Source organism: Pseudomonas edaphica (genome assembly GCF_965277385.1).
Lineage (GTDB): Bacteria > Pseudomonadota > Gammaproteobacteria > Pseudomonadales > Pseudomonadaceae > Aquipseudomonas > Aquipseudomonas edaphica.
In genome coordinates, this window is record NZ_OZ255725.1 from 3,930,661 (window position 1) to 3,943,939 (window position 13,279).

The window sequence follows — 13,279 nt, forward strand, 5'->3', positions numbered from 1 at the left end:
TCGATGAAACTCAATGATCTGAGTCCAGCGCCGGGTTCCCGTCGCGAAAAGCATCGTCCGGGCCGTGGTATCGGTAGCGGTTTGGGTAAGACTGGTGGCCGTGGCCACAAAGGTCAAACCTCCCGCTCCGGTGGCACCATTGCTCCTGGCTTTGAAGGCGGTCAACAGCCGCTGCATCGTCGCCTGCCTAAGTTCGGTTTCGTATCCCTGAAAGCCATGGATCGCGCAGAAGTGCGTCTGTCCGAGCTGGCTAAAGTGGAAGGCGACATCGTTACTGTGCAGACCCTGAAAGATGCCAACGTGATCAACGTCAACGTACAACGTGTGAAAATCATGTTGTCCGGTGAAGTGACTCGCGCTGTCACTATCGGCAAGGGAATCGGCGCCACCAAAGGTGCGCGTTCGGCTATCGAAGCAGCTGGCGGCAAGTTCGAGGAATAAATGGCTAAGCAAGGTGCTCTCTCAGCGCTCGGCAAAGGCGGTATGTCTGAACTTTGGGCTCGTCTGCGTTTTCTGTTCCTGGCGATTATCGTCTACCGAATAGGCGCACACATCCCGGTTCCAGGTATCAACCCGGACCGACTCGCAGACCTGTTTCGACAGAATGAGGGGACCATTCTTAGCTTGTTCAACATGTTTTCCGGCGGCGCGCTGGAACGGATGAGCATCTTTGCATTGGGGATCATGCCGTACATTTCGGCATCGATCATCATGCAGTTGATGACCGCCGTGAGCCCGCAGCTGGAGCAGTTGAAGAAGGAAGGTGAAGCTGGCCGTCGCAAGATTAGCCAGTACACCCGCTACGGCACTGTCGTTCTCGCCCTGGTTCAAGCTATCGGCATGTCCGTTGGCCTGGCGGGGCAGGGCGTTGCGTTCACTGGTGACTTTGGCTTCTATTTCGTCGCGGTATCCACGTTTGTGGCTGGCGCGATGTTCATGATGTGGCTGGGTGAGCAGATTACTGAGCGTGGTGTTGGCAACGGTATCTCGATGTTGATTTTCGCAGGTATCGTCGCCGGTCTTCCGAGAGCAATCGGGCAGTCTTTCGAGTCTGCACGTCAGGGTGATATCAATATCTTCGCCCTGGTTGCCATCGGTGTGCTGGCAGTAGCGATTATCGGTTTTGTGGTGTTCATTGAGCGTGGCCAGCGTCGTATTGCTGTTCACTACGCCAAGCGTCAGCAGGGCCGTAAGGTGTTTGCTGCGCAGACCAGCCACTTGCCGCTGAAAGTGAATATGGCCGGTGTTATTCCGGCAATTTTCGCGAGCAGCATTTTGCTGTTTCCGGCTTCGTTGGGTACCTGGTTTGGTCAGTCTGAAAATATGGGCTGGCTGCAGGACCTCTCTCAGTCGATCGCTCCTGGTCAGCCGTTGAATATTCTGCTGTTTAGTGCAGGGATTATTTTCTTCTGCTTCTTCTATACGGCGTTGATGTTCAATCCGAAAGACGTAGCGGAAAACCTGAAGAAGTCCGGTGCCTTTATTCCGGGTATCCGTCCAGGTGAGCAGTCGGCACGCTACATTGATGGCGTTCTGACTCGTTTGACCCTGTTCGGTGCTCTATATATGACGGCCGTGTGCTTGCTTCCCCAGTTCCTGGTGGTTGCAGCAAACGTTCCGTTCTACCTTGGCGGGACCTCGTTGCTGATCGTGGTCGTGGTTGTGATGGACTTCATGTCCCAAGTACAATCGCACCTCGTTTCGCACCAGTACGAATCCCTGATGAAGAAAGCCAACCTGAAGGGCTACGGCAGCGGCATGTTGCGCTGAGTACCCCATAAGGTTCGAGGAGTTGGTGATGAAAGTTCGTGCATCGGTGAAAAAGCTGTGCCGTAACTGCAAGATTATTCGCCGCGAAGGTGTTGTTCGAGTAATTTGCAGCGCGGAACCGCGTCACAAACAGCGCCAAGGCTGAGTGTGATCCGCTTGAAGCCCGGCAGCTAGTGCGCTGCCGGGTTGATTATTTGTTATTACAGCGATATTATCTCGCGCCCTATTTCTTGGCTTCCGGGGCGTAGGTAGCTGTCAATTGGAGTCCCACTGAATGGCCCGTATTGCAGGCGTTAACATTCCAGATAACAAGCACACTGTTATCTCGCTGACCTACATCTATGGTGTTGGTCGCACTACTGCGCAGAAAATTTGCGCAGACACTGGGGTAAACCCAGCCGCAAAGATCAAAGATCTGAGCGACGAGCAGATTGAGCTGTTGCGTGGCGAAGTGGCGAAGTTCACCACTGAAGGTGACCTGCGTCGCGAAATCAACATGAAAATCAAGCGTTTGATGGACCTCGGTTGCTACCGTGGTCTGCGTCATCGTCGTGGTCTTCCAGTACGCGGTCAGCGTACCAAGACTAACGCGCGTACCCGTAAAGGTCCGCGTAAGCCGATCCGCAAGTAATCGCCCACGCGAATCGACAGGAAAATTATCATGGCAAAACCTGCTGCTCGTCCTCGTAAAAAAGTTAAAAAGACAGTGGTTGATGGCATCGCCCACATCCATGCATCTTTTAACAACACCATCGTGACCATCACCGACCGTCAAGGTAACGCGCTGTCTTGGGCTACCTCTGGTGGTTCGGGTTTCCGCGGTTCCCGCAAGTCCACCCCGTTTGCTGCTCAAGTAGCTGCTGAACGTGCTGGTCAAGCTGCGCTGGAATACGGCCTGAAAAACCTCGACGTTAACGTCAAAGGTCCAGGTCCAGGTCGTGAGTCTGCTGTCCGTGCTTTGAACGGCTGTGGCTATAAGATCGCCAGCATCACCGACGTGACGCCAATCCCGCACAACGGGTGCCGTCCGCCGAAGAAGCGCCGCGTGTAATCCAGGAGATTGTAAAGAATGGCTCGTTACATTGGTCCAAAATGCAAACTCGCTCGTCGCGAAGGCACCGATCTCTTCTTGAAGAGCGGCGTGCGCGCGATCGAATCGAAGTGCAACATTGAAGCAGCACCTGGTATCCACGGCCAACGCCGCGGTCGCCAGTCCGATTACGGCACCCAACTGCGTGAAAAGCAGAAGGTCCGTCGTATTTACGGCGTTCTCGAGCGTCAGTTCAGCGGCTACTACAAAGAAGCTGCTGGCAAGAAAGGTGCAACCGGTGAAAACCTGCTGCAACTGCTCGAATGCCGTCTGGACAACGTTGTATACCGTATGGGCTTTGGTTCGACTCGTGCCGAATCCCGTCAGCTGGTATCGCACAAATCCGTCAGCGTAAACGGCCAAACCGTTAACGTTCCGTCCTACCAGGTTCGTGCTGGTGACGTGGTCGCGATTCGCGAGAAAGCAAAAAACCAACTTCGCATTGTCCAAGCTCTCGATCTGTGTGCCCAACGTGGCCGCGTAGAATGGGTAGAAGTAGACACTGAGAAGAAGTCGGGCGTTTTCAAGAACGTTCCTGCTCGCAGTGATCTGTCCGCCGACATCAACGAAAGCCTGATTGTCGAGCTCTACTCCAAGTAAGGGCTAGAAAATAGGTGCATCCATGCAGATTTCGGTAAATGAGTTCCTGACACCCCGCCACATTGATGTGCAGGTTGTCAGTCCAACCCGCGCCAAGATCACTCTCGAGCCTCTCGAGCGTGGTTTTGGCCACACCCTGGGCAACGCGCTGCGCCGCATCCTGTTGTCCTCAATGCCCGGCTGTGCAGTAGTCGAGGCCGAGATTGACGGTGTGCTCCACGAGTACAGCGCCATCGAAGGTGTACAGGAAGACGTAATTGAAATCCTGTTGAACCTTAAAGGTCTGGCTATCAAGCTGCACGGCCGTGACGAAGTTACGCTGACCTTGTCGAAGAAGGGTTCGGGGGTGGTTACCGCTGCCGATATTCAGCTGGATCATGATGTCGAGATCGTTAATCCCGATCACGTAATCGCTAACCTGGCGTCTAACGGCGCCCTGAACATGAAGCTCACTGTAGCTCGTGGTCGTGGTTATGAACCGGCCGACTCGCGTCAGAGCGATGAAGACGAAAGCCGCAGCATTGGTCGCTTGCAGCTTGACTCTTCGTTCAGCCCGGTTCGCCGTATCGCATACGTGGTGGAAAACGCCCGTGTCGAGCAGCGTACTAACCTGGACAAGCTGGTTATTGATCTGGAAACCAACGGTACTCTGGATCCTGAAGAGGCTATCCGCCGCGCTGCAACCATTCTGCAACAGCAGTTGGCTGCGTTCGTCGACCTCAAAGGTGACAGCGAACCAGTGGTAATCGAGCAGGAAGACGAGATCGATCCGATCCTGCTTCGCCCGGTTGACGATCTGGAACTGACTGTACGTTCGGCTAACTGCCTTAAGGCGGAAAACATTTACTACATCGGCGACCTGATTCAGCGTACCGAAGTAGAACTGTTGAAGACTCCGAACCTGGGCAAGAAATCCTTGACTGAAATCAAGGACGTTCTGGCCTCCCGCGGTCTGTCCCTCGGCATGCGCCTCGACAACTGGCCGCCTGCAAGTCTTAAGAAGGACGACAAGGCGACTGCCTGATCGTCGTAATCACCGAACGTGAGTTTGGTAAGGAATGAACCATGCGTCATCGTAAAAGTGGTCGTCACCTGAGCCGTACCAGCTCGCACCGCAAGGCCATGTTTCAAAACATGGCGGTGTCGCTGTTCGAGCACGAGCTGATCAAAACTACCCTGCCGAAAGCTAAAGAACTGCGTCGCGTTGCTGAGCCGCTGATCACTTTGGCCAAGACAGACAGCCTGGCTAACCGCCGTTTGGTTTTCGACCGTACTCGTTCGAAAGCTATCGTTGGTAAGCTCTTCAACGACCTGGGCAAGCGTTACGCTACCCGTGAGGGTGGCTACCTGCGCATCCTCAAGTGCGGCTTCCGCACTGGCGACAACGCGCCTATGGCGTATGTCGAGTTGGTTGATCGTGCTACTGCCGGCGAAGCTGTAAGCGCCGAGTAAGACGACACGCTGCAACGAAGAACCGGGCCTAGTGCCCGGTTTTTTGTGGGCGATAGGAAACTCGTCTATATTCCTCAAGTCGCTGCCGGTTCCCTTATTAATCCAAACTCTATTCGCCCTGACGGGTTATTAGTTATTTTCTATCAAAGTCCATAATTTAATGCATTTGATGGTGTCATCTTGATGGTCAATACTCCCTCCAGCCGATTAGCCGGCAGTTCTAAGCCTGACCTGAGGAAGATTGAGCATGAGTACAATTCTGACCACCGCCAGCGGCGCTCCCGTCGCAGATAACCAGAACTCCCGCACTGCCGGCTCGCATGGGCCACTGCTCCTCGATGATTTTCATCTCATCGAGAAGCTTGCGCACTTCAACCGTGAGAACATTCCTGAGCGTCGTGTGCACGCCAAAGGCTCAGGTGCACACGGTACGTTTACAGTGACTCGGGATATTACCCAATACACCCGCGCCAAGCTGTTTGAGTCCGTAGGCAAGCAGACTCCAACGTTTCTGCGTTTTTCCACGGTGGGTGGTGAGCGTGGCTCGGCAGATACTGCGCGTGACCCGCGCGGCTTTGCCTTGAAGTTTTACACCGAGGAAGGTAACTGGGACATCGTTGGTAACAACACCCCGGTGTTCTTCATTCGCGACCCGCTCAAGTTTCCAGATTTTATCCACACCCAGAAACGGTTGCCGCAAACCAACCTCAAAAGTGCACAGATGGTCTGGGACTTCTGGTCATTGTCCCCAGAGGCGCTGCACCAGATCACCATTCTGTTCTCGGATCGTGGCACTCCAGACGGCTATCGTCACATGCACGGCTTCGGGAGCCATACCTACAGCCTTATCAACGCTAAAGGCGAGCGCCATTGGGTCAAGTGGCACTATAAAACCAAGCAAGGGATCAAAAACCTGACACCCGAGGAGGCGACACGTATCGCCGGTACCGACCCTGATTACGCGCAGCGTGACCTGTTTGATGCGATTGAGCGCGGTGACTTTCCGAAGTGGAGCGTCAATATCCAGATCATGACCGAGGCTCAGGCCGCTGCTCACTATGAAAACCCGTTCGACGTGACTAAGACCTGGTCGCAGCAGGAGTTTCCGTTGATCGAGGTGGGTGAGCTGGAGCTGAACCGTAATCCAGTGAATTACTTTGCTGAAGTCGAGCAGGCATGCTTCGGCCCAAGCAATATGGTTCCGGGTGTTGGTCTGTCGCCAGACCGTATGCTTCAAGGCCGTGTTTTCGCTTATGCGGACGCCCACCGCTATCGCGTTGGCACCAACCATCAGCAGTTGCCGATCAACTCCCCATTGAGTCCGGTCAATAACAACCAGCGCGATGGTTCCATGTCCTTTGGTTACGGTGGTGCGGCTCCTAACTATGAGCCCAACAGCGTGGCGGATACACCAAAGCAGGCGCCACAGTACGCTGAGCCGCCTCTGGCGCTGAACGGTGCTGCTGACCGTTATGATCAACGTGAAGACACGGACTACTACAGCCATGCCGGTGCGTTGTTCCGCCTGCAGGACGACGCTCAGAAAGCGCTGCTGATTAACAACATCGCCGGCGCGATGGCCGGCGTCAGCAGTGATGTGGTTCAGCGCCAGCTTCAGCACTTTTTCAAGGCTGACCCAGCTTACGGCCAGGGCATTGCAACTGCATTGGGCGTAACGCTTAGCTGACTCTAAACGAGAAGCAGAACCGCCCTCATTCGGGCGGTTTTTGCGTTATTTTCGCTACTTTTCTCTGAATATCTTCGCTTTTCTGCCGTTTGTCCCGTGACCTTCGAGTCAGCATGGTTCAAACTACAGACTTTCAAGCAGGGAGATGTAGGGCGATGCAAGGTCACCCCGACGTAATCGATTACCTCAACACGTTGCTGACGGGCGAACTGGCAGCTCGTGACCAATATTTCATCCATTCGCGTATGTACGAAGACTGGGGCTTTACCGAGCTCTACGAGCGTATCAACCACGAAATGGAAGAAGAGGCACAGCACGCCGACGCGCTGATGCGCCGTATCCTGATGCTCGAAGGCACGCCGCGCATGCGTCCCGACGACCTGGACGTGGGCACCACGGTACCTGACATGCTCGCTGCCGACCTTCGTCTCGAGTACAAGGTGCGTGCCGCGCTCTGCAAGGGCATCGAGCTCTGTGAACAGCACAACGACTATGTCACTCGCGAAATTCTGCGCGTGCAGTTGAATGACACCGAAGAAGATCACACCTACTGGCTTGAAAAGCAGTTGGGGTTGATCAAGTTGGTCGGTCTGGAGAATTACCTGCAATCGCAGTTCTGATTTGCGGCTGCAAAAAAGCCCCTGTCACCGCAAAGTGACAGGGGCTTTTTCATGAGCCCGATAAATCAGGCTCTGTCGCGTGCCAGCAGTGGCTTCAAGTAGTAACCAGTATGCGACTGTGGCATCTCGGATACCTGCTCCGGCGTGCCCACCGCAATGATCTGGCCACCCTTGGAACCGCCTTCCGGTCCGAGGTCCACCAGCCAGTCGGCCGTTTTGATCACATCCAGGTTGTGTTCGATGACTACCACCGTGTTGCCGTGGTCGCGCAAGCGGTGCAAAACGTCGAGCAATTGCTGAATGTCCGCGAAGTGCAGGCCCGTGGTTGGCTCATCGAGGATATACAGGGTCTTGCCCGTGTCGCGTTTGGACAGCTCACGAGACAACTTCACCCGTTGCGCCTCGCCACCCGACAGCGTGGTCGCTGACTGCCCCAGCTTGATGTACGACAGGCCCACATCCATCAACGTCTGCAGCTTGCGCGCCAATGCTGGAACTGCGTCGAAGAACACCCGCGCTTCCTCGATGGTCATCTCGAGGGTTTCGTGGATGCTCTTGCCCTTGTACTTGATCTCCAGGGTTTCGCGGTTGTAGCGCTTGCTCTTGCACACATCGCACGGCACGTAGATGTCCGGCAGGAAGTGCATTTCCACTTTGATCAGGCCATCGCCCTGGCAAGCTTCGCAGCGGCCACCCTTGACGTTGAACGAGAACCGGCCAGGCCCATAGCCCCGTGAGCGCGACTCTGGCACGCCGGCAAACAGTTCGCGTATCGGCGTGAACAACCCGGTATAGGTCGCAGGGTTCGAGCGCGGTGTGCGGCCAATCGGGCTTTGGTCGATATCGACCACCTTGTCCAAGTGCTCCAGGCCCTTGATGCTGTCGTGTGCAGCTGCTTCCAGGGTGGTCGCGCCGTTCAGGGCGGTGGCGCTCAGTGGGAACAGCGTGTTGTTGATCAGCGTCGATTTGCCCGAGCCGGAAACACCGGTCACGCAGGTCAGCAAGCCCAGCGGAATCTCCAGGTCGACATTGCGCAGGTTATTTCCGCGCGCGCCCTTGAGGTGCAGCGCCATTTTTTTGTTACGCGGCGTGCGCTTGGCTGGCACTTCGATTTTCACGCGACCGGACAGGTACTTGCCGGTCAACGAGTCCGGGTGAGCCATCACTTCGGCAGGCGTGCCCTCGGCGACAATATGCCCGCCATGCACGCCCGCACCAGGACCAATGTCGACCACATAATCGGCCAGGCGAATCGCGTCTTCGTCGTGCTCAACCACGATCACCGTGTTGCCGATATCGCGCAGGTGTTTCAGCGTACCCAGCAGGCGATCATTGTCACGTTGGTGCAGGCCGATCGACGGCTCGTCAAGGATGTACAGAACGCCCACCAAGCCGGCACCAATCTGGCTGGCCAGGCGAATCCGCTGGGCCTCACCACCGGACAAGGTATCCGCGCTGCGATCCAGCGACAGGTAGTCCAGGCCGACGTTGACCAGGAACTGCAAGCGCTCGCGAATTTCCTTGAGAATCTTGTCGGCAATTTCCCCACGGCGGCCGGTCAGCTTGAGTACACCGAAGTATTCACAGGCATCGCCGATCGGCAGGTTGGTTACTGCCGGCAACGTCTTCTCGCCTACCCATACGTGCCGCGCCTCACGACGCAGGCGCGTGCCGCGGCAGTCGGGGCACGGTTGGGTGCTGAGGAATTTCGCCAGCTCTTCGCGTACGCTCGCCGATTCGGTCTCGCGGTAGCGCCGCTCCAGGTTGGGCACGATGCCCTCGAACGGGTGCGAGCGTTTGACGATATCGCCGCGGTCGTTCAGGTATTTGAAATCGACATTCTGCGAGCCGCTACCGTGCAGGATGACTTTCTGCTGCTCGGCTGGCAGTTGGTTGAACGGCACTTCCAGGCTGAATTTATAGTGCGACGCCAGCGACCCCAGCATCTGGAAGTAATAGACGTTGCGCCTGTCCCAGCCGCGTATGGCACCTTCCGCCAAGGTCAGGTCACCGTTGACCAGGCGCTTGATGTCGAAGAACTGCTTCACCCCCAGGCCATCGCACGTCGGGCAGGCCCCGGCCGGGTTGTTGAAGGAAAACAGCTTGGGTTCCAGCTCGCTGATCGCATGGCCGCAGATCGGGCAGGCAAAACGTGCGGAGAAGATGATCTCTTCGCCCGGTTCGTCATCCATCGGTGCGACCAGGGCAATACCATCGGCCAGCTTCAGCGCGGTCTCGAACGATTCCGCCAAACGCTGCTGCAAGTCGGCGCGTACCTTGAAGCGGTCGACCACCACATCAATCGAATGCTTCTTCTGCTTGTCGAGCTTCGGCGCTTCGTCCAGCTCATACAGCTTGCCGTTGATGCGCGCCCGCACAAAGCCCTGGGCACGCAGCTCTTCGAACACCGACAGGTGCTCACCCTTGCGCTCGCGAATCACCGGCGCCAGCAGCATCAGCTTGGCGCCTTCCGGCTGGGCCAGCACCAGGTCGACCATCTGGCTGACGGTCTGGGCTTCCAGCGGAATGTCGTGGTCCGGGCAACGTGGAATACCTACGCGCGCATACAGCAGGCGCAGGTAGTCGTAGATTTCAGTGATGGTGCCCACGGTGGAACGCGGGTTATGGGAGGTCGACTTCTGTTCGATGGAAATCGCCGGCGACAGGCCTTCAATGGTGTCGACGTCGGGTTTTTCCATCATTGACAGGAACTGTCGCGCATAGGCCGACAGCGATTCCACATAGCGGCGCTGGCCCTCGGCATACAGCGTGTCGAACGCCAGGGACGATTTGCCCGAGCCGGACAAGCCGGTGATGACGATCAGTTTGTCCCGGGGCAGGGTCAGGTCGATGTTCTTCAGGTTGTGGGTTCTAGCCCCACGAATCAGGATCTTGTCCAAGATGGCCTCGCACGGCGGGCGTAAATAATGCAGGAGTATACGGCTAAAGACTGGATGAATATACACTGCCAAAGTGCCGGGTGCAGCCTTACATGAAAGCTGCGCGGCAAAGCGCCGCATATACCCTCTCAATCGATGGGACTGGTAGAATCGCCGCCGGTTCACACGAGGTTTTTCCATGCACGATCCCCACAGCGAACGCATGAGTAGCGGCGAGACCCGAGCAGCAAGCGGTCTGGCCCTGGTGTTCGCGTTCCGTATGCTAGGCATGTTTATGGTGTTGCCGGTGCTGGCGACCTATGGAATGGATCTCGCAGGAGCGACCCCCGCACTGATCGGCCTGGCGATTGGCGCCTATGGCCTGACCCAGGCGCTTTTTCAGATCCCGTTCGGGATCATTTCCGACCGTATCGGCCGTCGTCCCATCATCTACCTGGGGCTGATCGTGTTCGCCCTCGGCAGTGTGGTCGCGGCCCAGTCCGATTCTATTTGGGGTGTGATTGCCGGGCGCGTCCTACAGGGCGCCGGGGCGATTTCCGCAGCGGTGATGGCGCTGCTCTCGGACCTGACCCGCGAACAACACCGCACCAAGGCCATGGCCATGATCGGCATGACCATCGGCCTTTCATTCGCCGTTGCGATGGTCGTCGGCCCCTTGCTGACCCGTGCCTTCGGTTTGCACGGGCTGTTCCTCGCCACCGGCGGCATGGCGTTGTTCGGCATCGTGATCGTGGCCTTCATGGTGCCGCGCTCCACCGGCACCTTGCAGCACCGTGAGTCCGGCGTCGCACGCAAGGCATTGTTGCCGACGCTCAAGCACCCGGACCTGCTGCGTCTGGATTTAGGTATCTTCGTGTTGCACGCAATGCTGATGTGCAGCTTCGTTGCGTTGCCCCTGGCACTGGTCGAAAAAGCCGGTTTGCCCAAGGAACAGCACTGGTGGGTGTACCTCACCGCACTGCTGATTTCGTTTTTCGCCATGATCCCGTTCATCATCTACGGCGAGAAGAAACGCAAAATGAAACGAGTTTTGCTCGGCGCCGTCGCGACGCTGATGCTCACTGAGCTATTCTTCTGGAAGTTCGGCGACAGCCTGCGGGCACTGGTAATCGGCACGGTGGTGTTCTTCACCGCGTTCAACCTGCTGGAGGCTTCGCTGCCTTCGCTGATCAGCAAAGTTTCACCGGCCGGTGGCAAGGGCACGGCGATGGGGGTGTATTCCACCAGCCAGTTCCTCGGCTCCGCGCTTGGCGGCATCATGGGCGGCTGGATGTTCCAGCATGGCGGTTTGTCGGTTGTGTTCCTCGGATGCGCCGGGCTGGCTGCACTTTGGTTGGCCTTTGCTGTTACCATGCGCGAACCTCCCTATGTGACGAGCCTGCGTTTGCCGTTATCGCCAGAAGCGATCCGCGAAGCCGGTCTGGTTGAGCGCCTCAAGGCCGTTACCGGGGTTACAGATGCCGTGGTTATTGCAGAAGAAGCCGCCATCTACATCAAATTAGACACCGAATTATTGGATCGCGCGACGCTCGAGCAACTGGTCAACCCAGTGCCGACAGCGCGCCCAGCCTAGGAGAACGTTATGGCCCGTGGGGTTAACAAAGTCATATTGGTCGGTACTTGCGGCCAGGATCCCGAAGTTCGCTACTTGCCTAACGGTAACGCCGTGACCAACCTGAGTCTGGCAACCAGCGAACAGTGGACCGACAAGCAGACCGGCCAGAAGGTCGAGAAAACCGAATGGCACCGCGTGTCGATGTTCGGCAAGGTTGCAGAGATCGCCGGTGAGTACCTGCGCAAAGGTTCGCAGGTCTACATCGAAGGCAAGCTGCAAACCCGCGAGTGGGAAAAAGACGGCATCAAGCGTTACACCACTGAAATCGTAGTCGACATGCAAGGCACCATGCAGCTGCTGGGCGGCCGTCCACAGCAGGGCGACCAACAAGGCGGGGGCAATAACTACCAGCAGTCCGCTCCGACCCCACGCCAGCAGGCTCCGCGCCCGCAGCAGTCGGCTCCGCAACAGTCGCGCCAGGCACCGCCTCCACAGCAGGCCGCGCCACAGCCGGCTCCGGATTTCGACAGCTTTGATGACGATATCCCGTTCTAAGGTCCCAGGCCCGGAACGAGCAAAACCCCCGCAGGCGAAAGCCTCGGGGGTTTTTTAATGCCTGTGATCAAGCATCTGTCGCCGCCTCTGTGACCACCATCTCCTTAAACCTGCGCAAAACCGCTGAGCTGTCGCCAATACGCGTGGCCAAATGCAGCGGCGCCACCAGGCTCTGGCACTCGATCAGCTCGCGATAAATAATGCCATCGCCGCGCAGCCGCTGCATGGAGGCGGGCACGATGGAGACCCCAAGCCCTGCAGCCACAAGGCTCAAGGTCGCTGTCATGCGTGGTGCCTCCTGCACCACTTGCGGGCTGAACCCCGCTTCACGGCAGGCCACCAGAATGGCGTCATACAAACCCAACCCCACGCGCCGGCGATAGAGCACAAAAGCCTCATCAGCCAATGCTGCCAAGGGTAACGGCTGCCCCGCATCGAGTGCCAAGGGATGATCGGTCGGCAGCGCCAGCAGCATCGGCTCCACCAGGATCGGTTCGTCCTGCAACTGTTGCGTGCCACTGAGCGGTGAGCGGATAAACGCGGCATCCAGTTTTTCCTGCACCAGCGCGTCCAGCAGTTCGCCGGTTCCCGCTTCCTCCAGTACCACCGAGACCCCCACAAAGGCCTCGCGAAACCGCCGCAGCACGCTGGGCACAAACGGGTGCAACGCCGCCGAGCTGGTAAAGCCGATAGCGAGTCGGCCCCGTTCACCACGGGCGGCACGGCGCACCACGTCGGCCACACCCTCGGCCCGCGCCAGGATGTCACGCGCCTCGTCCAACAACGCGAGGCCGGCAGTGGTTGGGCGCACGCCGCGGGGCAGGCGCTCCATCAACACCACACCCAATTGCGTTTCAAGACTCTGCAGCAAGCGCGTCAAGGGTGGTTGTTGCATGCCCAGGCGTTCCGCAGCGCGAGTGATGTAGCCTTCCTCGGCAATAGCCACGAAGGCTTTAAGCTGGCGAAGCTCCAACATAAGGATACTTTCAAGGTATGGGAGTTTGCCAATCCTGGCATTTGTTCTCATGGCTCACAAGACTTAGGCTGTGG

14 protein-coding genes are annotated in these 13,279 nt (G+C 57.3%); 12 read left to right on the forward strand and 2 right to left on the reverse strand.

Going from position 1 to position 13,279, the window contains the following annotated elements:
* Positions 1-3 precede the first annotated feature (3 nt).
* From rplO to bfr, 10 genes are all read left to right on the forward strand, one after another.
* Positions 4-441 carry a 50S ribosomal protein L15 gene (gene rplO / locus ACQY47_RS17835; protein ID WP_003176407.1) on the forward strand — a complete coding sequence of 146 codons (438 nt, stop codon included), beginning with the start codon at positions 4-6 and terminating at the stop codon, positions 439-441.
* Positions 442-1,770, forward strand: a complete 1,329-nt coding sequence (secY, locus tag ACQY47_RS17840; RefSeq protein ID WP_017135965.1) for a preprotein translocase subunit SecY — start codon at positions 442-444, stop codon at positions 1,768-1,770.
* A 28-nt stretch (positions 1,771-1,798) separates the two neighbouring features.
* Positions 1,799-1,915 carry a 50S ribosomal protein L36 gene (rpmJ, locus tag ACQY47_RS17845; RefSeq protein ID WP_002555468.1) on the forward strand — a complete coding sequence of 39 codons (117 nt, stop codon included), beginning with the start codon at positions 1,799-1,801 and terminating at the stop codon, positions 1,913-1,915.
* Between the two features lie 129 nt (positions 1,916-2,044).
* A complete protein-coding gene (rpsM, locus tag ACQY47_RS17850) occupies positions 2,045-2,401 on the forward strand; it encodes a 30S ribosomal protein S13 (protein WP_003210063.1) in 357 nt (118 codons plus the stop codon).
* Between the two features lie 30 nt (positions 2,402-2,431).
* Positions 2,432-2,821, forward strand: coding sequence for a 30S ribosomal protein S11 (gene rpsK / locus ACQY47_RS17855; RefSeq protein ID WP_002555466.1), 390 nt, complete (start codon positions 2,432-2,434; stop codon positions 2,819-2,821).
* Between the two features lie 18 nt (positions 2,822-2,839).
* Positions 2,840-3,460, forward strand: coding sequence for a 30S ribosomal protein S4 (rpsD, locus tag ACQY47_RS17860; RefSeq protein WP_003210056.1), 621 nt, complete (start codon positions 2,840-2,842; stop codon positions 3,458-3,460).
* Positions 3,461-3,482: 22 nt separating this feature from the next.
* Complete coding sequence (locus ACQY47_RS17865) at positions 3,483-4,484, forward strand: DNA-directed RNA polymerase subunit alpha (RefSeq protein WP_003176403.1); 1,002 nt, start codon at positions 3,483-3,485, stop codon at positions 4,482-4,484.
* A gap of 41 nt (positions 4,485-4,525) precedes the next feature.
* Entirely contained in the window at positions 4,526-4,912 is a 387-nt protein-coding gene (rplQ, locus tag ACQY47_RS17870) for a 50S ribosomal protein L17 (protein ID WP_017135967.1), read from the forward strand.
* Between the two features lie 247 nt (positions 4,913-5,159).
* Entirely contained in the window at positions 5,160-6,599 is a 1,440-nt protein-coding gene (locus ACQY47_RS17875) for a catalase (RefSeq protein ID WP_428550653.1), read from the forward strand.
* A 155-nt stretch (positions 6,600-6,754) separates the two neighbouring features.
* Positions 6,755-7,219 (forward strand): bacterioferritin, encoded by a 465-nt coding sequence (gene bfr, locus ACQY47_RS17880; protein ID WP_015886133.1) that lies wholly within the window; start codon positions 6,755-6,757, stop codon positions 7,217-7,219.
* Positions 7,220-7,284: 65 nt separating this feature from the next.
* Here bfr and uvrA read toward each other — a convergent pair whose 3' ends face one another.
* Positions 7,285-10,119, reverse strand: a complete 2,835-nt coding sequence (gene uvrA, locus ACQY47_RS17885) for an excinuclease ABC subunit UvrA (RefSeq protein ID WP_026013597.1) — start codon at positions 10,117-10,119, stop codon at positions 7,285-7,287.
* A gap of 178 nt (positions 10,120-10,297) precedes the next feature.
* Between uvrA and ACQY47_RS17890 the strand changes: the two genes are divergently transcribed.
* Both ACQY47_RS17890 and ACQY47_RS17895 read left to right on the forward strand, forming a co-directional pair.
* Complete coding sequence (locus ACQY47_RS17890) at positions 10,298-11,692, forward strand: MFS transporter (protein ID WP_236445976.1); 1,395 nt, start codon at positions 10,298-10,300, stop codon at positions 11,690-11,692.
* 9 nt (positions 11,693-11,701) lie between these two features.
* On the forward strand, positions 11,702-12,229 hold the full coding sequence (locus ACQY47_RS17895) for a single-stranded DNA-binding protein (protein WP_017135971.1): 528 nt from the start codon (positions 11,702-11,704) through the stop codon (positions 12,227-12,229).
* A 67-nt stretch (positions 12,230-12,296) separates the two neighbouring features.
* Here ACQY47_RS17895 and ACQY47_RS17900 read toward each other — a convergent pair whose 3' ends face one another.
* Positions 12,297-13,205: a LysR family transcriptional regulator gene (locus ACQY47_RS17900; RefSeq protein WP_428550659.1), complete on the reverse strand. Its 909-nt coding sequence runs from the start codon at positions 13,203-13,205 to the stop codon at positions 12,297-12,299.
* Positions 13,206-13,279: the final 74 nt, after the last annotated feature.